13 protein-coding genes and 1 tRNA gene are annotated in these 19,889 nt (G+C 54.6%); 4 read left to right on the top strand and 10 right to left on the bottom strand.

Annotation, left to right across the window (positions count from 1 at the left end; genetic code table 11):
* Nucleotides 1-4,170 (top strand): T9SS type A sorting domain-containing protein, encoded by a 4,170-nt coding sequence (locus IPJ96_03500; protein MBK7909413.1) that lies wholly within the window; start codon nucleotides 1-3, stop codon nucleotides 4,168-4,170.
* Here IPJ96_03500 and IPJ96_03495 read toward each other — a convergent pair.
* Nucleotides 4,157-5,221 carry a hypothetical protein gene (locus IPJ96_03495; protein MBK7909412.1) on the bottom strand — a complete coding sequence of 355 codons (1,065 nt, stop codon included), beginning with the start codon at nucleotides 5,219-5,221 and terminating at the stop codon, nucleotides 4,157-4,159. The two genes, IPJ96_03500 and IPJ96_03495, sit on opposite strands and share 14 nt — an antisense overlap.
* A gap of 85 nt (nucleotides 5,222-5,306) precedes the next feature.
* On the opposite strand from IPJ96_03495, the gene IPJ96_03490 reads away from it, so the two are divergent.
* Both IPJ96_03490 and IPJ96_03485 read left to right on the top strand, forming a co-directional pair.
* Nucleotides 5,307-7,172, top strand: coding sequence for a hypothetical protein (locus IPJ96_03490; protein MBK7909411.1), 1,866 nt, complete (start codon nucleotides 5,307-5,309; stop codon nucleotides 7,170-7,172).
* A 17-nt stretch (nucleotides 7,173-7,189) separates the two neighbouring features.
* The gene (locus tag IPJ96_03485) at nucleotides 7,190-7,951 is read left to right on the top strand and encodes an energy transducer TonB (GenBank protein MBK7909410.1); all 762 of its coding nucleotides are present in this window, start codon (nucleotides 7,190-7,192) and stop codon (nucleotides 7,949-7,951) included.
* A gap of 10 nt (nucleotides 7,952-7,961) precedes the next feature.
* Here IPJ96_03485 and IPJ96_03480 read toward each other — a convergent pair whose 3' ends face one another.
* On the bottom strand, nucleotides 7,962-8,663 hold the full coding sequence (locus tag IPJ96_03480) for a DUF2807 domain-containing protein (protein MBK7909409.1): 702 nt from the start codon (nucleotides 8,661-8,663) through the stop codon (nucleotides 7,962-7,964).
* A gap of 125 nt (nucleotides 8,664-8,788) precedes the next feature.
* Between IPJ96_03480 and IPJ96_03475 the strand changes: the two genes are divergently transcribed.
* On the top strand, nucleotides 8,789-9,262 hold the full coding sequence (locus IPJ96_03475; GenBank protein MBK7909408.1) for a hypothetical protein: 474 nt from the start codon (nucleotides 8,789-8,791) through the stop codon (nucleotides 9,260-9,262).
* A gap of 15 nt (nucleotides 9,263-9,277) precedes the next feature.
* Here IPJ96_03475 and IPJ96_03470 read toward each other — a convergent pair whose 3' ends face one another.
* The 8 genes from IPJ96_03470 to IPJ96_03435 form a co-directional block, all read right to left on the bottom strand.
* Nucleotides 9,278-9,751, bottom strand: coding sequence for an OsmC family protein (locus IPJ96_03470; GenBank protein MBK7909407.1), 474 nt, complete (start codon nucleotides 9,749-9,751; stop codon nucleotides 9,278-9,280).
* Between the two features lie 87 nt (nucleotides 9,752-9,838).
* Nucleotides 9,839-10,411, bottom strand: coding sequence for a nucleotidyl transferase AbiEii/AbiGii toxin family protein (locus IPJ96_03465; protein ID MBK7909406.1), 573 nt, complete (start codon nucleotides 10,409-10,411; stop codon nucleotides 9,839-9,841).
* Nucleotides 10,408-10,701, bottom strand: coding sequence for a hypothetical protein (locus tag IPJ96_03460; GenBank protein ID MBK7909405.1), 294 nt, complete (start codon nucleotides 10,699-10,701; stop codon nucleotides 10,408-10,410). Before IPJ96_03460 ends, IPJ96_03465 begins: the two co-directional genes overlap by 4 nt.
* Before the next feature lie 260 nt (nucleotides 10,702-10,961).
* Nucleotides 10,962-12,662: a hypothetical protein gene (locus IPJ96_03455; protein ID MBK7909404.1), complete on the bottom strand. Its 1,701-nt coding sequence runs from the start codon at nucleotides 12,660-12,662 to the stop codon at nucleotides 10,962-10,964.
* Between the two features lie 257 nt (nucleotides 12,663-12,919).
* A tRNA-Cys gene (locus IPJ96_03450) sits at nucleotides 12,920-12,990 on the bottom strand.
* Nucleotides 12,991-13,132: 142 nt separating this feature from the next.
* On the bottom strand, nucleotides 13,133-17,407 hold the full coding sequence (locus tag IPJ96_03445; protein ID MBK7909403.1) for a T9SS type A sorting domain-containing protein: 4,275 nt from the start codon (nucleotides 17,405-17,407) through the stop codon (nucleotides 13,133-13,135).
* Nucleotides 17,408-17,578: 171 nt separating this feature from the next.
* Nucleotides 17,579-17,941, bottom strand: a complete 363-nt coding sequence (gene folB, locus IPJ96_03440; GenBank protein ID MBK7909402.1) for a dihydroneopterin aldolase — start codon at nucleotides 17,939-17,941, stop codon at nucleotides 17,579-17,581.
* Between the two features lie 283 nt (nucleotides 17,942-18,224).
* Nucleotides 18,225-19,880, bottom strand: coding sequence for a glutamine--tRNA ligase/YqeY domain fusion protein (locus IPJ96_03435; GenBank protein ID MBK7909401.1), 1,656 nt, complete (start codon nucleotides 19,878-19,880; stop codon nucleotides 18,225-18,227).
* Nucleotides 19,881-19,889 lie beyond the last annotated feature (9 nt).

Raw genomic sequence — 19,889 nt, 5'->3', positions numbered from 1 at the left:
ATGCAACGAATCATCCGACTACTGGCTGTACTGACCATCGCGTACTGCTGGTCCGTCACTTCCGTCAATGCGCAAACGACGCTGATCAACCCGCTTACCGACGGGGGATTCGAAGCGGGCGCCACCTTCGCGGCCAATAACTGGATTGTCGTCAATACACCGCCGCTTCAAACGAACCAATGGTTCTGCGGCACCGGCGCCGTTGGTTTCACCGGCGCGCGCTGCGCTTTCGTAGGAACCGCGAGCAACAACAACAATTACAGTAACGTCACTTCCGTCGTACACCTGTACCGCGACGTGGTCGTGCCTCCCGGCCAGAACGATATCCGACTCTATTTCAGTTGGAAATGCCGCGGCCGGTCGAATGAGGATTATCTGTCGATCTACGCGATCGATCCGAGCATCACGCCCACAGCCGGTGTACCGGTTTCTTCGGGCTTACTGGCCGGAAACCTTCGCAATCAAACAACCTGGCTCAACGACTCCCTGGATGTTCCGTGTACATTTTCGGGATCTACCGTACGAATCGTCTTCAGTTGGATCAACGACGCGGCGAACGCGACGACTCCCGCGATTGCCATCGACAACATCGCGCTTATCTGCAACGGGAGTTCAAATTGCATCGCAGCGATGGGCCTTGGCCTGGTGAACGTCCCTTCTCTGCCCTACAACTCGGGGCCCGGTACAACTTGTGGGATGGATGATGATGTGACGGACGGCAACGTGACAGTCTGTGGGAATCCTGACTATTACAGCGATGAAGATGTGGTGTATGCATTCACACCGGCCACTTCCGGCCAGATCTCCATTGACCTGAATGCACCCTTGGCTTCTTCCACCGGCCTGATGCTCTATGACGGTTGTCCGGTCGCGGGCTGTTCGGGAGTAGGCGGGAGTTGCGTCGTCTACCAGCAAGATGTGGACGGCAGCAAGAGTATTTGTACCGGGGTGCAGGCGGGTCATACGTATTATCTGGTGCTGGATGGCGACGGTGTTTGCAATGATTACGATAATCTCTTCATCTCCTCGCCAAACACAGTGGCGACAGGCGGAACCTGTGCGAATCCCGTCGTCCTTGGGACCCTGCCGGTCTCTCTGATCAACGAGTCAACCGCCTGCATGGGCGACGACTACAACAACGCGACGGCAGGAAGCTGTGGTTCGTTGTTCGAATCGGGGGAGGACAAAGTCTATCGCTACATCTCGGAAGGGAACGAATGCATCAGCATTACGCTGATGAATGCTTCAAGCACCCTGATCGGCTACCAGGTTTATTATGGTTGTCCGGATGCGGGCGGCTACTGCGTGGCTACCGATGGTGGCTATGATCCGATCGTGAGCACCGTCACCCTCACCTTACCCGGAACATACTTCATCATCGTGGATTCCTGGGCGCCACCATCTTCCGTCGGCTACGACCTGAATATTGCTTCGTTCGGAAACGGTCCGTTGAACGACGATGTCTGTTCTGCCCTGTTCATTCCGAACGGCGTCTTCACATTAGGCAACAACAGTTGCAGCAGTGATATGGGCGAACCTCCCCCACCACTCTGCTGGTCGTTCCCGGGCATCGTCAACAGCGTGTGGTACAAAGCGATCGTACCCGCTTCCGGCAACGTGACTGTCAGCGTTCAACTGCTCACCCTGCAGGATTCGCAGATCGAAGTGTTCACCGGTAGCTGCAGTGCGTTGAATTCTCTTATCGACGGCTGCAACGATAACGCTGCCGACAATTGTGGTGGCGGAAGCCTGGCGTCGGAAGTTCACCTGTCGGGCCTGACGCCTGGCGACACCCTTTTCATCCGGGTCGATGGAACCTTTGATCAGGTTGGCACCTTCAATATCATGGCCAGCGATACCCTGAACAGCCAGGCCTTCAACCAGCAGGACTGTCTCGGCGCCATCAGCGTTTGTAATCCGGTCATCAATCAGACAACTAGTTTCTTTGGCTGCGGGCTTATTTCCGACATACCGGCGCCCTGCAACACCAGCAATCCGTGCGTCAATCCAACCAGTGGAAATTCGGGTTGCTTGTTGTCGGGAGAATTGAACATCATCTGGTATTCGATCCACATCACCGCTCCCGGCTTGTTGCGCTGGACGCACTCGCATCCCATGGGATACTACGACTGGATTCTCTTTGACCTGACGAACAATTCCTGTCAGGATATCGCCAACAATACCCTTTCACCCGTACGCTGCAACTGGAACGGTATCCCGTCGAATCTTTGCGGTATGCAGAATCCGGTACCCGGTGGCGGCAGCCCGTTCAACTTCGAAGCGCCGCTGTCGGTCGTCGCCGGTCAGACCCTGGTCCTGGCACTATCCAACTGGAGCTTTACAACAACCGGCTATACACTCGACTTCTCCGGCAGCAGCTGCGGGATCGGAAACGCCAGCGCGATTTCCTGGACCGGCACCACCAACACCAGTTGGATCACGAGTACCAACTGGGGAGGTTGTGCAGCACCGGCTTGCGGAATCGACGCGACCATCTACCCCGCAGCGAATCAGCCGGTCATCTCGACGAATACCTCCGTCAACAATCTCAACATCCTCGCGGGTTCCTCGCTGACGATCAACCCGGGAGTGACACTCTCCGTTTGCGGGGATTTCAATAATTACGGCGCCATCTTCATTTCACCGAACTCCAACCTGCTGTTCAACAACGGTTCGGTGGTGCAGCATTTCAACGGCAATCTGATCGGCACGAACCGGGTCGGCAACGTCATTGTGACCAAGTCTGGCGGTAGCCTCGTACTCAACGACGATTTGGATATCGGCGGGCTCCTGCTGACCAGCAATGCCACCAGTGTCTTCGACGCGAACAATCACTACGTCCGACTCGCAGGAAACTTCACCAATGCGGCGGGTTCAACGACATACATCAATCCGGGACCTACGGGCACACTTGAATTCAACGGCACGGCGCTTCAACAATATTCATCGGGGGGCATCCTGGATCTGGAAAACATCGTGATTAACAACACCGGCGCAGGGGTGAATCTCCTCAGTGGAAGTTTGCGCACCAGCACTACGGGTTCGCTTCATCTGCAACTGGGAAAGGTGCAAACGAACACGAATGAAGTGTTTGTCCGCAATCCTGATCCTGCATCCGTTTCGGGAGGTCATACCGGCAGCTTCGTCCTGGGAAACCTGCGAAGAGCGCTGAGCGGTGCAGCGGACGCATACGATTTCCCCGTAGGTCACGCGCTCAAGGGTTATCAGCTCGCCAACATCACCTTCACTACTGCCACGACCATTCCGGAATTGCTTGCCAACTTCCAGACCTATGCCACGGTACCCAATGGCCCGGTGACTACGGATTGTCCTGCCTTCGACTACAGCCTGGCGCCGGTCCTCAACAATGGTTATTGGAATTTCACCGCTTCCGCAAATCCGAACAGCGGAACTTACGATGCAACCCTTTACAACCTGAACTACACGAACACGGTGAGCTACGCGACGGTGGTCAAATCCCCGACAAGCCCGCCGACCGCCGCAACCTGGGTGCTGGACGGTAACTGCGAACCGGCCAGCACCGCGGCGGTATCCATCCGTCGCGGGATGAACGGCATTGCGGCGCTGGGGACAGGCACCTCCATTTCGCCGCTGCCTATCGAACTGCTCAGCTTCACCGGCTATCCGGAAGGGAATGCCAACCGCCTGAATTGGGTCACCGCCACCGAAACCAACAATGCATTCTTCACACTTGAACGTTCGGCGGATGGCGCATCCTGGCAGGCATTGGAACGGCAAAGCGGCGCCGGCACGACGAGCGAACGTCACGACTATCAGGCGTTGGATCAGCATCCGCCGGTTGCCCTTACCTACTACCGATTACGACAAACGGACTACGACGGCGCCAACAGCCTGAGCGAGGTCATTGCCATTCACAATCGACTTGACCAAAGAATCGCCTACGGCTACCCGAATCCCGTTGCCAACCAATTGCATGTACATCGGGCGGAACGTCAAGAAGAAGATCTGATCATCGAAATCGATGACGTTTGCGGACACTGCATTCGTCGCGAGACAATCCACGTCGCGAATGGAGAAACCGAACTCACTACGCAGGTCGGACAGCTCTCCAATGGCACCTACTACCTCCGACTGCTACACAACTACGATCAGCAGCCCGAGACGTTCGTCTTTGTCAAAAACCAGTGACCAACAGGCGCTCCAGGTGAACGAGTTTCTCATCCCGAACGATTCGAATCAGGTACATTCCGGGTGCCAGACGCGCCGGTGCCAGATCAAACGTTCGTGTGTCGGATGCCGGCCAGATAAATAGTTCCCTGCCATCTACTGCATGCATGGATACGCGACAACCGGAGGGAAGATTAATCATCCTGAGGCTTGCACGCTGATCAACCGGATTGGGGTAAACCAAAACAGGTTCAACCGACACCAATTGTTGCACGTCGACGGCTGATGGAAATCCATAAAAAGTGACCGTATTATTCCCCGCGTTGGGAATCGCCAGCGTATCATCCACCACATTGTAAAAGATATCGGCCGGATTGGAAAGTCCGCTCACCACCGTTGCAGGAGGAGCAGCGAAGGCGCTATCGAAGCGCACAATGGATTGACCGCTCCAGTTACTTACATAATAACGACCGATCGCGTCGCGGGTGATGCCGTCGCAGCTACCAAGCGTCGTGGTAACAACCGTGGTGACGGCATACGTGGCAAGGTCGATCGCACGGATCGGCGCGTTGCTACCCCAGTTCACGAAGACGCAACGATTGTTGTATCCGTCGAAGACGATTCCGTTGGGCGTATTCGGCAACGAAGTGGCAACCGGCGCGAAAGTCTGCGATGCGATGTGAACGCGGATGATGCTTTTCGTCGAGAAATCCGTTGCAAAAAGATTGCCCGCATTGTCGTGGGTCAATCCGTTCAGGAAACTTCCGCCGACATTCAGGTTGTAAACCGGCGTTCCATCGGAAAGCAGATACCCTTTGATACTGCCGCCGCTGCAACAGAACACCGTATCGCCGACGATCTCGATTCCGTACGGACCACTGGTGGTGGAGTTGACCAAGACGCTCAGGTTGCCCAGGCTGTCGCGGCTCAGGATCTGGTGACTGCTCGTATTTCCAATCAGCCAACGGCGGTTGACGTAATCGAATTCGGCGCTTTCGGGGCCATTATAGGATTGGCCGATGGCCAGGAGCGGGAGCATGGCCAGCAAGAGTGCGTAGAGGCGGTTCATCATGGCGGCAAGATAGAGAATCCGACGACCGGCTTCGCAAGGGTGAAATCAGGAAAACATTATCTTGTAGGACCATCTCCACAGCACCATGCGCCATACTTTCCTGATCGCCGTCTGCATTGGCCTTTTTCTTCATTCCCATGGCCAGGGTACGCTCCCGAAGGAACGCTCCGCGGAAATAGTCCAGAAGATCATCCGCGAAAAACTTCGTCCGGGATTTCTGGATAATCCGGAGGTCCGGAAACATCTGCCGGCCACCCTGCAAGCCGAATTTCAGCAAGAGGCCCGAACCGCGAATATCACCGAAGTGGTGGTGAGTGGCGGAAGTGAAGCGGAGTCGGAAGTGCATGCCACCGGCAGCCCTCAAGACAGCACCATCCTGATCGTTTCTTCCAATACGGTCGACCCCAACGGTTCCGGCGCAACCGATGTTCCTGTCAATCACATTTATTATAGCCATGATTTCGGTTCCACCTGGCAACGCAGCGCATTCGATCCATTGCCCGTAACAAGCGGCGTCACCATAGCCGGAGGCGGGGATCCGAATTTCTGCTACGACATGAACGGCAGGATCTATACCAGTTGGATCAATTTGTACTTACAGGGTTTCACCTCCATCACCTGGGACCTGCTCTGGGCCTATTCCGACGACGATGGCGTGACCTGGCAGCGGGGCACCGATCCCGCTATTATCAGTACGACGGGTCCGATTACTGCACTGTTCGATCCCACTCAGTTCAACGGGCCGATCGCGGACAAAGAATGGCTCGCTGTCGATCGTGGATTTTCATCGTACGCGAACACGGTGTACTGTGTTTACTATGAAGCCGGAGGCCCCGCGAACCTTAACGCGATAGCCGTTCGGCATTTAAGCCCCGGTTCGGGGAGTTTTTCGTCTTCCACGTATGTGACCGATAATTCGTTCGTCTTCGTCCAGTTCGGCTCCATCGATGTTGCCGCCAACGGGAGAGTACACGTTTCGTTTTTCGGTTCAACGGACAATGTCAACTACGGCGTGTACCACTCATTCTCCGACGACGGCGGGCTCACCTTCAATACACCACAACTTGTCAGTGAAGCGCAAGTGCCCAATTTCTCATCAGGTCAATCCGGACAGACCATTGCCGGCATCAACGTTGATCGCATGTACCCGTGCGTGTACCTGGCCGTGGACAAATCCTACATGCAGACCAATTCCGGGAATGCATATCTGGTCTGGTCGGCAAATGGTGTGAACGCGCAGGGAACGACGGGCATGGACATTTACTTCAGCAAGTCGACCGATGAAGGACAAACCTGGAGCCCGGCGATCGTGCTTAACAACACGGCACCCGGAGACGCCTCCGATCAATTCTACCCGAACCTGGCGGTGAGTTACGGAGGGATCGTCGCGGTCGGTTGGTACGATCGACGGAACCATCCCGGCACGGCCAACACCGACTATTACATGGCCTGGTCGTTCGACGGCGGAACTAGTTTCAACAACGACATTCCCGTCAGCGACGCCCCGACCGATTTCAATACGATCGGGTCCGTCAATCAGGATTTCGGTATCGGAGAATACAACGGACTCGTCGTGACGGAGAACTACGGCATTCCCGTATGGGGTGATGGCAGGACGAACGACGGCGAATTGGATCTGGTCGCGGCCCTGGTACCCTTTCGTTTTAACACCGGACTTCCCGCTCATACGGGCAGCATCGCTTCCATGGGCATTGCACCCAATCCGGCCGGCAGCTTCAGCCGGGTGGAGGTCAACCTCCTTACTGCCGGCACGTATCGCCTGCAAATCGTGGATGCTCGTGGACGCATTTGTACAACAAGCACCTTGCAACTCTCGGCCGGCGTCAGCAGGATTCCGATCGAAACCGATCATCTCGCAAACGGCCACTACACGATACTGCTGCGGAATGATAAAGGGTTGTCGCAGGCGGAACTGGTCATTAACCACTAATCCTATCGCGATAATCCATGCATACGTTTCGGACTTTTCTACTTTTCATATTAGCATTTACGCTGAATACAACAGCACAAACGGGCACCCCGCTGGATCCTACACTCGATCAATCGGTCAAGGAAGGCCTCTTGCAAAATCCGAATGACAAAGGCCTGCAATTGATCCAGTCACAGCAGTACTCGACCGCCGAAACGTTCTTGAACAACAGCCTGAAGGAAAACGACCTCGACCCGAAAGCCTACTTTCAACGGGGCGTCGTAAACTGGCAGCAGAGCGATACGCTGGCAGCCTGCCGCGACTGGAGTTCGGTGCTTGCGCTGGGTGACACGGCTACGTACATCCTGCTGACGAAAAACTGCGGCGGCAATGTGCACTTCGGCGACGAGGTGATGCCGGTGAAGACCTTCCGCCGGGCCCTGGTTACCAAACCCGAGCCGGTGATGAGCGCCGCGGAAGCCGATAAACAAACCGAACGTTATGTTGATCAGTTACCGGAATTCCCGGGTGGCACGGAAGGATTGTTCGGTTACCTGAAGAAAAACCTGAACACCGCCGCGGTAAAAGACGGCTCGGCCGGAACGCTGGCATTCGTGGAATTCATCATCGACCGCAAAGGCAAAGTACTGTATCCGCACGTCGTACGCGGCGCGAACAAGGACTTGAATACGGAAGCGGTCCGGGTGATACGGAACATGCCGGCATGGAAACCCGCGACGAAAAAAGGACAACCGGTCCTGGTACGTTATACGTTACCGGTGCGGGTGCACCTGAACTGAACCTGGTTCATTAATTGTCATCCACCACTTTACCGCTGCCGTTGACTTCCGACTTCATTTCGGGTTTGCCTTTGTAGTGAACGGTACCGCTACCGCTGACTTCAGCGTCGAGTTGCTTGATGACATACAAGTAAGCATCCCCGGAGCCGGTCACGTCCACATCCGCGGTATTGCAGGGCAAGGCCATCGCTTTCACGTCGCCGGAACCGGTGATGTCGATCACTTGTTCGTTCGCGGAACCTTCCAGCACGATATCGCCGGAGCCGGTTACTTCGCTTTCTATTCGGGCGGCGACAAGGCGTCCGTGAATGCTGCCGGAGCCGGTCACCGATAGCTCAATGGTTTCAACCATAAACGTGTCCAGCAACACGATATCACCGCTGCCGGTCACTTCCAGTTCGCGCAGGTCCGGTACGGTGATTTCGATCCGAACCGGCTCGTCCACCTCCATGCAGGATTCCGAATTCAATTCGAGTTTTCCGCCGCTCTCCTTGGCCACGATTTCATTCAGCAGATTCTCCTGCGCGTGGATGACAAGACCGGGGACATCACCTTTATGGATCGAAATCCGTGCATCGAAATTCAACTGGATCCGATCAAAGCGATCGAGTTTTCGATGATCGTCGACCACGGGGCCTTCGCCCTGGGTACAGGTCAGACTACAGGAACTGAAAAGGGATAGGCAAAGAATGCCAGGAAGAAGCAGTCGCATGGTCGATCGAAGCATGGTTAAACCTACAGCAAAGGACGTAAATCCGCAACACCCCGCAAGGCTGTTAGCATTTCGAGCATGAAACCATCCGTACCGAATCCGTCGTCCCTAACTTTGAACCCGATATGCGGCCCGCCACCTTAGCAGAAATCTCCAAAGAGCTCGCCACCCGATCTCCCAAGCAGTTGCTGGACTATTGCATCCGGCTGGCGAAACACAAAGCGGAGAATAAGGAACTGCTGACGTACCTCGTCTTCGAATCCTCCGATGAGGCGGGTTACCGAAAGCACATCCGCGACCAGGTGAGCGCCCGGTTCGGGGAAATGAACAGAAGTACGCTTTACCTGGCCAAGAAAAGCGTCCGCAAGGTCCTGCGCGACCTTAACCGCTACATCCGGTACAGCGGGAAGACGGAGACGGAGATCGAGCTACGCATGCATTTCCTGCAGACGCTCCGGGATTCGGACATTCCATTCCGCGAAAGTCCGGTGCTGGTGAACCTGTGGGAAGGTCAGCTGAAGAAGATCCGGCAGTCGGTCGCGAAACAGCACGAGGACCTGCAGTTCGACTACCAGCGTGAATTGCGCACGCTCGAATAGTAAGTCAGCAATCGATTAGGCGATCCGTATGACTGGCTCACAACGTACTGGAAAATTGACCGAGTTGGCGATGTAACAGATCTTGTGCGCCATCCCATGCAGTTGCTTTGCGCGTTCGAGCATGGAAGCATCCTGTACGGTAACTTCCGGCTTGAGCACCAATTCTTCGAACCGGCCTCCGCCCTTTCCCCATTCGATCATCCTGCCCTCCGCGTGATCCGTGTACGCGGTGACCACGACCCGCGCTTTCGCACACAGATAGAGGTACGACATCATGTGACAGGAAGAAAGCGCCGATACCAGCAGGTCCTCCGGATTCAACACACTGCGATCGCCATACAGGGCATTGTCCGTCGTCAGCGTAAGGACCGGTTTTCCGGGAACCTCGATCGTGTGCAGGCGGTCATACGCCCCGACATCCGACGTGCCGGTGCCGCGGTTGCCTTTCCAGGTGGTGGTGAGGCGGTAGTGATGTATTTGGTCAGACATCGGGATAAAGTTAATCAAACGCCTTTTCAAGATCATTCGGTCTCATCCGGAGTAAGGGCAAACGGCCTTTTATTCCGAACAACACTCCTAAAGACCAAACGACCTCACGCAGTTGGACACATCCTCCTTGACTTGTTTCCAAGAAATCTTACGGATGGAAACAGGGTCCGGCTCCAGATCTGCATCATCGAAATAGGTCAGACTCTTCAACGCGATGGCCCATTCCGATTGGGAATACTTCTCTTTATAAAATCCTAATAAGGCAGACAAAGAAAAATACCGAAGCAACTCATGAAGATCGAAAAAGTCCTTCTTGGCTCCCCGGTTGGCGATACTGTTCAACTTCATGGCTCCTATGTCTTCGGGAGAAGCTATTCGAACAACGTCGACAACAGCGGCAGGCTTGATCAATGGGTAATCATGACGAATGAAATCAACCTTGACAACATCCAGCGAAAGGGTTAGCGAATTCCTGGACAGAGCCCAAACACCTATTGCATGGTACTGATTGAGCTCATCGAGTATTTCGGAACTTTCAAAGACTCTCGGAGTAAAGCAATCGAGATCGGCGGAAATCCGGTGTCCGTAATGCAAAGCGAGAGCCGTTTCACCTGCAAGATAGAAGTGTTTCAGGGCGACTATTCCCTGCAGTACCTTCAATATCCCCAATGAGCGGGATTCGACTGCGCCAAGGTGTAGCATCGGAAGCTCTCCTTTGGCTCTTCCAGAATCAGACTGAAATAATTAAGTGTCTTCTTATCGAGGTAGCGGGCATGCAGTAGCTCGTGCCTGATCCGATCAACACCGTAGAGCTCCTTCAAGGCTTGCCAGTCCTTCCACCCGCCCAACATGCACACACGCGTAATGATGAATCCCGTGTGGTCTTCCACCGACAACGTACGGATGTCCGTATCCCAGAATAAGACCGGATTGAAGTCGTCGAGTTTCATGGTTACAAGTTAAATGGATTCCGGGTATCATCGAGCCGAAGCAGGCACTTTTGGGGCAGTAGGCAGTGGGCGGCAAGCAGTATGCGGTAGGCTGTATGCGGTAGGCTGTGAGCAATACGCTGAAGCTGTAAAATTCCTTCCGCTTCCTCGTAGATGCTACCGCAAAAACCCAACGTCCTTTCCACGCATCTCGCATCTCGCATCTCGCCCCCCGTCCCTCGCCCCTCGTCCCCCCCAAAAAAAGACGCCCATTCTTGATGTTATTGTATCACAATTTTTCTCACATCAATCGCATGACCTGCTAAATTAATAAGATATACAAAATAAACTCCGTTTCCTGTCCATGTACTCAAGTCAATAGTGTAAATCTGTTGACTGATTACATTTGAATGGACAGTTTGACCTAGTGAATTGTCTATTCTTAAAGTATATCCGGCAAGAGAAGAATAATTAGCACCATTGTCAACAGTTATATGATCGCTTGACGGATTTGGGTATATTTTTATAGAATTTTGATAAGTGAGTGGTTGTAAGCTAGTGAGGTTTGCATTGATGATAAGCGTATCGGTCACAGTAATAGTTTGAAAGCATAGACCAGCATTGTAAATTTGGATAACATCTTGTGCTGATAAATTTCTTTTCCAGATGCCAATATCGTCAACATCTCCTTCAAATGCATCACCGTTTGTTGAAGTGTATGGGTCGTTTTTTCCAATAAGAATTCTATTATTATTTACAATAGGGACAAACATTCCATTTCTACTTGAGTCCAAATAGCCATTGATGTAAATAAAGGCGGAATCATTCTTTTGAGACACAACAATGTTTGTCCATTGATTAAATGGTATTGAGTTAGTGGCAAGCAATTCGCTATTGTTAATTCCATCGTGAGTTACGAGATAAGGTATCCCATTTGGTTTTAAAGCAATCATGTAGGAAGCGTCACCGTTTCCGCCCCACTTCTGAATGATCGAATGATAATTTGGTCCTGTACCATAAGTGCTATTTATTGGCTTTACCCATACTGAAATACTGAATGTGTCTGTCAGTTGAAGCCCAAAGGTACTCGGAATGTCTATGGCGTCAATATTTGCATTGAATGAATAAGCAGCAGATGAACTTCCGAATCTATCAGCGGTGAGGATCGCACCATTTGCAGTTCCATTGTTGTTATTGCCACTTTCATCATTTGCGTTACCACAGAAAGGATACCACCCTACAATGTCGTTTGTTAAACTTAATGGTAAATAAGAAGAGGCGCAAGGTGTAGTATTTTGCATGGAAAAAATTTGATTGACTTCCAAATCAGTTAATGCACGAGACCAAATCCCAATATCATCAAAATTTCCATTGTAATACTCAATTGCGCCACCTCCAATATCACCCCCAAAGAATAAACTCATGTTAGATAAATAACATTGCATTGAATCTGCAGTATTCTGTTGTCCAATCAAAATTCCGTTAAGGTAGAATTTAGTACTTCTACCTTCATTTACAAAACACAAATTATTCCAAGTACTCAAAGGCACCCCATTAGAAATGGTATTGCCGTTACCATAAGTACCTGCACATGTCATCGGTGAAAAATATTCTTGAGTTAGCGACCAAAATAAACTCCAGCGCAATTCTGCTCCAATATTCCCCATCTGAACAATATTATGTATAGAATATGAGTTGGCAAGAGTCCAAAAATTTATTGAAAAAGTATCTGTGTTAAGAGAGTCAACAGATGGTAGGTTTATCATTTGATCAACTCCGTTCAAGGCAACAGCAGAATTTAACACGCCGTTTCTGTCGCTAATAAATGTTCCATTATTCGAAATGGCATTTAAGCCATTCCCGCTTTCGTCATTTGAGTTTCCATTGAACGGCCACCAACCAACTAGTCCACTATTTGGTATTTGAGCTGACATAAATATCGAAGTTAGTAGCGCATAGAACAAGATTATCGATTTTTTCATTTTAGTTATTTGGTTATTAAGATTAGAAAATTAACACTCGGAGTTGCAATGTAGAAAATGCCGATCTATTAATCAATGCATTTGGCAGTGTGTTTTTCTGTAGACACCCCTCTTTAGCGAATCACCCAAAACCCTCTCAGCGAAACCTCAGCGAATCACTTCCGCTTCCCAACGTCTCCTAACACCTTCTAATGAAAACAAAAAAGCCCCGTTTCGCTGAAACGAGGCTTAATGAGTCCGGATGAAACGAACTTCGGAGGTCCCGAGCGGATTCGAACCGCTGTAGGAGCTTTTGCAGAGCTCTGCCTAGCCACTCGGCCACAGGACCTTTTGGGGAGCGCAAATATAGCGTTTTCCCAAGTGCGAGGCCAATTTTACGGCGTTACGGACCTTGAAGTTGCCTTCTCCGCATATCGCCGATAGTCAATTTTCCCCCTGTTAATCAGGTAGTTGGCCAGACAGGCGCACGGTCACTGCTTCAGCAGCTTCACACTCTGTTTCAGCTCATCGTTCACGAAGATCCGCAGCAGGTAGAACCCGGCCTGCAGGCGACCCAGTTCGGCCGCCTGCAGGACACTCACCCCGCCGGTGGCCGGCAGGCGGTTACTGAAGACGCTGCTGCCGTTCAGGTCGCTCAGGTCGAAGAGCACGTCGCCGGCTGCAGGCAGGTAAATGACCGCTTTCATCTGGTCGGTGAACGGATTCGGCGCCGCGCTCATGAGCCGGAACTCTTCCGTCGCTTCACCGCGCTTCACCGAAACCGGATCGAACACTTCGAACTTTCCATCGTAGTCGGTCTGGCGCAAGCGGTAAAAGCTGATGCCGTCGAGCGGCTGCTCGTCGAGCCATTGATACTGCTTCCGCTCCGTCGTGTTACCCGCTCCGGGCAAGGTTTTCAGCACCTCGAAGTGCTCCCCGTCTCCGCTGCGCTCCACGTTGAAATAGTCGTTGTTGATCTCGCTCATCGTTTCCCAGCGCACGAGGACGTGCGCCCCGGTCTTCTCCGCGGAGAAGGCCGACAGTTCGATCGGCAGGGCATTGTTAGCCGTCGAGGATCCGAGCGTGAATTGCCCGAACTGGGTCACCGCTGGCGTCGACACCAGCGTTCCCGAAGCCGGGTTGCCCGAAGTGCCGCCATTCCCCTGGTTGCGCCACATCGTACCGCTGCTGTCCCAACGCGCCACACGCAATTGCGAGGGTACCGATACGCCGCAACTGGTCGTGTTCCAGCTCAGCGTGACGTTCACGTTCGAACTGCCGGCATTGCGGCGCAGGTTCCAGTATTCACAACGGCTGACCCGGTTCAGGGCTGCTTCCAGTCGTGTCACATCGCTGAAGCCGGCCGGATCGGACTGGAAATACTCGGCAATGAACTGGTCCGTTGCGGTCGAAGGTGCGGAGATGGAGATCGGCCGGTAATAGCCGTTCTTCCCGACCGGGAAGGTGAACGACTGGTTCCCGGTCTTGCGCACGGGGCCGTTCACGTAACTGGTGTTGGAGGTATTGCTGACACTGCTGAAACCGTTGGCGAAGGTCAGCAGGTTGTTGTCCGTCGTGGTGATCAGGCCGCTGGTCAGGGTGAGCGACAACGAGACGGTCAGTGGACCGTTGAGGGTAAGGCCCGGACCGGTATTCACCATGGTCAGTCGGCGCACCGTTGCCGGTTTCGCTGCTTCGTTGCTGAAGACCTGGGCCGAGGTGCCGTTGATCCGCACGGTACCGCTGCCGGCCCCGAAGGTGATGGCCGTCGTTGTGCCCAGCGTGGAAAGGTCTCCGGCGAAGGTGTTGCTGTTGTTATAGGCCGGGTTCATCGCTCCGCTGCCGTGCTGCTGGAACGTGGCCGCTGCGTTGAAGTCGTCCGGATTCGATACGGCTAGGTTGAATGCGCCGGTACCGCTGTTGGCCAGCAGTACGGGCCCGTTGAAGATGTTGTCCCCGCTGCTGTTGTTATCCGTCGCACCGGTCTTCTCGACCCGTGTGCTGCCGTTGAAGGTCGCTCCGTTCAGGTACACCTGCGGAAAGGCGACGGAGAGCGTGCCGTTGAAGACCGAACTCGTCTGGAAGTAGATCGAACCGGTCCCGCTTCGGACGTTGATATCGATCGCCGTGCTGCCCAGTTGGGTGAAGCGCCGCAGGTACAGGTCGCCGGACGTAAAGAGCGAATCGCGTACGATCAGGCGCTTGCCCGATGCCAGCACGGCCGTACCGCCCGACTGACCGAATCTGATCGAGCCCGTACCGGTATTGCTGAGTTCGAGGTCGCCGCCGAACACCGTGCCGGTGTTGTCGTTGTGGGCCACGTACAGGATGCCGGAACCCTGATTGCGGAGAAGAACATCGCTCAGGAACAGGTCGCGGGTGCTGTTGGCCAGTACGAGCTGGCCGTTGCCGCTCACACGCAGCTCCATGTAGCCGCCGGTTCTTCCGAACGTGTTGCCCCCGGACCAGTTGTTGCCGTTGTTGCCTGTCTTCTCGAGCACAAGCGAATCACCCTGGGTCCCCAGTTGGTTGGCGCCGGATAGCGTAATATCCGTCGCGCGCAGGCGCACATTGGAGAGCAGGTTGGCGCTCGTCAGGGCCGAAGCGCCGGTGCACTGCACGTTGACTGCGGTGATGAGGGTGGAGTTGTTGACCTGGAAGATCGTCGGCATGGCCTGGATCGTCTTGTCGGTGGTGCCGCTCTGGGTGATGCGCGAAAGCTGCAGGGGACCGTTGCGGTAATCGCCGGTGTAGATCACCTTGCCGGCCGCGAAGGTCGAGGTCCCGTTGGAAGCGCCCCACTGCAGACCGCCGGTAGAAATATTGTTCACCTGCACATTGCCGGCGAAGGTATTGGTACCGGCATGGGCGAAATAAAAGATGGACGAAGGTGTATTATTCGACAGGATCACGTCGGTATTGTACGTGTCACCAGATCCATTTCCGACAACGACCTGTCCCGAACCGTTGTTGGTGATCCGGATCACGCCGCTGCTGTTTCCAAAGGTGTTTCCCCCGTTCCAATAGTCGCCGCTCACACCGGTGAAGGTGATCTCCGCATCACCCGACTGTGTCGCCAACCGATTGCCGCCGCTGAAAGAATAGTCCGGGGCGGAAAAGCTCACGTTGTTCACGAGGTCGGAATTCTGGAGGTTGATCTGACCCGTTGCCACGATGCGGACAGCGGTGGTCAGATAACAATTGTTGAAGGTACAGGCGCCGGTGGTGGCGTCGATGGTCCGTGCCGTGGTCCCGCTCTCCGTAAGGTTACGGATCAACAAAGGACCGCGCGTATGGCTCTCGGTGTATAATGCCTTGTCCGGCGCAAAGGCCAATCGGCCGTTGGATTGGCCGATGTAGATACCTCCGCTCGAACCGCAACTTAGTGCGATGTCTTCGGTTGCATAGGAGGAGCCGTTGTGCGCGAAATAGAAGATACCGGAGGTCGTGGCATTCGTCAACGTCATCGGCGCGTTGATCGTATCGCCGTTCGTCCCGCCCAGCGCCAGGTTTCCACCACCCTGATGGATGATGCTCACCGTACCGCCCGCGTTACCAAACTGGTTGCCGCCGGTCCAGGTGTTGCTGCTACCGCCTTTCTTCTTGATAGATACATTGCCTGATACCGTTGCGAGCCGGTTCGACTGCCCCAGGTTGATATCATTGGCTTCCAGGGAAAAGTCGTTGTAGAAAGTGCCGTTGGTGATGTTCGCCGTTCCACTGCACACGAGGCTCATCGGCGCGATGCAGACCGCGTTGGTCGAGTTGAAGTTCGTGAGGGAGGCTGTAAAAGTCGAAGTGCTGCTACCACTTTGGTTCACGCGATTCATCGTCAGCGGACCGCCGCTGAAACCGCTCGTCAGGAAGGTCTTGTCGGCCGCGAAGTTGGAAGTACCACCGCTTGCGCCGATCTGGAAACCACCGGTTCCGCTGTTGTTGAGTGTGACATTCCCGTTAAAGGTCGATGTACCGCCATGCGAGAGGTAAAAGGTACCGGAGGAGTTGTTCGTGATCGTGACATCGGCATTGTACACGTCACCGTTCGAATTGGACATCACGAAATATCCGCCGGCCTGCAGCGTACACGTCAGCGCGGCCTGGAAGGTGTTTCCACCCGCGCTGGCATCGTTACCGCCGCCGGTCTTACGAATATCGACGGCCTTCTGGAAAATGGTACTGCGAAGTGAAATACTGTTGCTGCTGATCGAAAGGGTCGGCGCGAAGGTCAGCGTACCGCCACTCGCACCGATGGAAACCGTGGGGCCTGTCAGACTCACGCTGCCTGTGCCAGCGGCATCGGCAATGGTTCCCGGTGAGAAGTAAGCGTTGCCCGAAGCATTCAGGATGCCGCCTTCCAGGTCGAGTGCGCCACCCGACTGCTGGTTGAAGGTTCCGGTGACGTTCAGCGTCTTGCCGTTCAGCTTCAGGTTGGACCCGTTGTTCAGGGTAAGGTTCTGAACGCTCACATTCGCCGACAATACCGGTTGGTTGGTACGGTTGGGAATGGTCACGTTATCGGATGCGCCCGGTACGTTGGCTGGCGACCAGTTGCCGGCCGTATTCCAGTCGGTACTGATGTTGCCGTTCCAGGAAATATTCGCGACCGCGTAGGCTTCGCGACTATCGCCCAGATTCATGTAAACGAAAACGACGCCGGAAATCAGGAAGAACAGCAACAAACTGGCGACGACCAGCCGCTGGCGGAATCGCTGACGGGTTCGTGGCGCGAACCGGATCCGGGAGGGTGATTTCTTGACACTGCGCATGTACCTTATTACCCGGACGGCAGCGCATACGTTGAAAATATTAGACCGATCTCTTACATGTCCGGCGAGAAAAAATACCGTGCCGAATGAGAAAATACGAAAATTTCAAAACTTTTCCTAATTCCGATTTCCCGTTTCGGGAATCGTTCCCAAGCTGCAAATTCCCAAACGTCATTTTCCCGAACGGGAACGTCGCACGATAAACTGCACTTCCTGCACATCGCCGTTCATGGGCGGAGCGATCTTGGTGACGCGTACCGTAGTCGCATCAAGCAGGGCAATCTCATTAAGCAAAGCATCCGCGATCCTTGCCCCCACGTGTTCGATCAGCTTTGAACGAATGGCCATCTCGCGCTGCACGATGTCATAGACCTGACAATAATCGACAGTATCCTTCAGATCATCCGTCCGCTCCGACTTCCCCGAATCAAAATCCAAACGAACATCCACCCGGTAATTCCCGCCAATGCGTGCCTCCTCAGGCAGGCAGCCGTGGTAAGCGTAGGAGCGGATGTTCTTGAGGAAGATTGGCATGGTGAAGGGTGAGGGACGTGGGACGTGGGGCGAGGGACGAGGGACGAGGGACGAGGGACGTGGGGCGAGGGACGAGGGACGAGGGACGTGGGGCGAGGGACGTGGGACGAGGGACGTGGGGCGAGGGACGTGGGACGTGGGACGAGGGGGAGGGACGTGGGACGTGGGACGAGGGACGAGGTAAGGACGTACCAATCAACCCAACAACTTTCAACTTTCAACTTTCAACCTTCAACTCAACGCGAAACCCGGAACTCGAAACCCGAAACCCGGAACCACCAACTCACTTCTTCCCCCAGGAATCCTTCAACGAAACCGTCCGGTTGAACACGAGTTTTCCGTTCGCGGAGTCGGGATCGACGGCGAAGTAGCCTTTGCGCATGAACTGGAAGTGGTCGCCTTGTTTGGCTTTGGCAAGCCAGGGTTCGGCTACGGCATTCGGAATGACGTGCAGGCTGTCGGGGTTGATGTAGTCCTTGAAGTCGCCTTCCTCGGAAGCCGGGTTCTCGACTTTGAAGAGGCGGTCGTAGAGTCGTACTTCTACGGGTACCGCGCTCGGCGCATGCACCCAGTGGATGACGCCTTTCACCTGCAGTCCGCTGGTGTCGTGTCCGCTTTTGCTCTCCGGCACATAGGTGCAATGCAGGGTCGTGATGTTACCATGCGCGTCCTTCTCGAACGATTCGCACTTCACGATGTAGGCGCTTTTCAGGCGCGCCATCAGACCCGGACCGAGGCGGAAATACTTCTTCTCCGGCACTTCCATGAAATCGTCGCGCTCAATGTAGAGCTCACGACCGAAGGGCAGCTCGCGCAGCCCGGCGTCCGGATCCTCGGGGTTGATCTCGCTGGTGAGTGTTTCCGTTTTGCCTTCGGGGTAGTTGGTGATGACAAGCTTGATCGGATCGGTCACCACCATGGCGCGGGCGGCGTTGCGGTTGAGGTCTTCGCGCACGCAGTGTTCGAGCAGGCCCACGTCGATCACGTTCTCGCGGCGGGCTACGCCGACGAGCTCGCAGAAATTGCGGATCGCTTCCGGCGTATAGCCGCGGCGACGCAGTCCGCTGATGGTGGGCATGCGCGGATCGTCCCAGCCGCTCACGTGTTTTTCGTTGACGAGCTGCAGCAGCTTGCGCTTGCTCATCACCGTGTAGTTCAGGTTGAGGCGGGCGAATTCGTACTGCCGGCTCTTGAAGATCCCGAGTTGTTCGATGAACCAGTCATACAGCGGACGGTGCACCTCGAACTCGAGAGTACAGATGGAATGGGTGATCTGCTCGATCGAGTCGCTTTGTCCGTGCGCGAAGTCGTACATCGGATAGATGCACCAGGCGTCGCAGGTGCGGTGGTGATGCACGTGCTTGATCCGATAGAGGATCGGGTCGCGGAAGTGCATGTTCGGCGAAGCCATGTCGATCTTCGCGCGCAGGGTACGCTCGCCATCGCGGAACTCCCCGTTCTTCATGCGCTCGAACAGGTCGAGGTTCTCCTCCACGCTGCGGCTGCGGTAGGGCGAAGCCTTTCCGGGTTCGGTCGGCGTGCCTTTCATGGAAGCGATCTCCTCCGCGGTGCTGTCGTCGACGTAGGCCAGGCCTTTCCTGATCAGGGTCACCGCGAACTCGTACAGCTTGCCGAAGTAATCGCTCGCATAGAACTCGTTCGCCCACTGATAGCCGAGCCACTGGATGTCGCGCTTGATGCTCTCGACGTACTCGGTCTCTTCCTTCTCGGGATTGGTGTCGTCGAAGCGCAGATTGGTCTGGCCGTTGAATTTCTTCGCGAGGCCGAAGTTCACGTAGATGGACTTCGCGTGGCCGATGTGCAGGTAGCCGTTCGGCTCCGGGGGGAAGCGCGTGAGTACGCGTCCGCCGTGCTTGCCGGAAGCGACGTCTTCGCTGATGATTTCTTCGAGGAAATTCAGGGGTTTATCGGTGGTCATGATCGGTAG

Source organism: Bacteroidota bacterium (assembly GCA_016713765.1).
GTDB lineage: Bacteria > Bacteroidota > Bacteroidia > AKYH767-A > 2013-40CM-41-45 > Pollutiaquabacter > Pollutiaquabacter aromativorans.
The sequence above is the reverse complement of the archived record's forward strand: the minus strand, read 5'-3'. Positions and strand labels throughout refer to the sequence as shown.

What these genes read in the sequence shown, in the direction of transcription:
- IPJ96_03500 (MBK7909413.1), top strand. Translation starts at nt 1, where the DNA reads ATGCAACGAATCATCCGACTACTGGCTGTACTGACCATCGCGTACTGC.
- IPJ96_03495 (MBK7909412.1), bottom strand. Translation starts at nt 5,221, where the DNA reads ATGATGAACCGCCTCTACGCACTCTTGCTGGCCATGCTCCCGCTCCTG.
- IPJ96_03480 (MBK7909409.1), bottom strand. Translation starts at nt 8,663, where the DNA reads ATGCGACTGCTTCTTCCTGGCATTCTTTGCCTATCCCTTTTCAGTTCC.
- folB (MBK7909402.1), bottom strand. Translation starts at nt 17,941, where the DNA reads ATGCCAATCTTCCTCAAGAACATCCGCTCCTACGCTTACCACGGCTGC.
- IPJ96_03470 (MBK7909407.1), bottom strand. Translation starts at nt 9,751, where the DNA reads ATGTCTGACCAAATACATCACTACCGCCTCACCACCACCTGGAAAGGC.
- IPJ96_03435 (MBK7909401.1), bottom strand. Translation starts at nt 19,880, where the DNA reads ATGACCACCGATAAACCCCTGAATTTCCTCGAAGAAATCATCAGCGAA.
- IPJ96_03490 (MBK7909411.1), top strand. Translation starts at nt 5,307, where the DNA reads ATGCGCCATACTTTCCTGATCGCCGTCTGCATTGGCCTTTTTCTTCAT.
- IPJ96_03475 (MBK7909408.1), top strand. Translation starts at nt 8,789, where the DNA reads ATGCGGCCCGCCACCTTAGCAGAAATCTCCAAAGAGCTCGCCACCCGA.
- IPJ96_03445 (MBK7909403.1), bottom strand. Translation starts at nt 17,407, where the DNA reads ATGCGCAGTGTCAAGAAATCACCCTCCCGGATCCGGTTCGCGCCACGA.
- IPJ96_03455 (MBK7909404.1), bottom strand. Translation starts at nt 12,662, where the DNA reads ATGAAAAAATCGATAATCTTGTTCTATGCGCTACTAACTTCGATATTT.
- IPJ96_03460 (MBK7909405.1), bottom strand. Translation starts at nt 10,701, where the DNA reads ATGAAACTCGACGACTTCAATCCGGTCTTATTCTGGGATACGGACATC.
- IPJ96_03485 (MBK7909410.1), top strand. Translation starts at nt 7,190, where the DNA reads ATGCATACGTTTCGGACTTTTCTACTTTTCATATTAGCATTTACGCTG.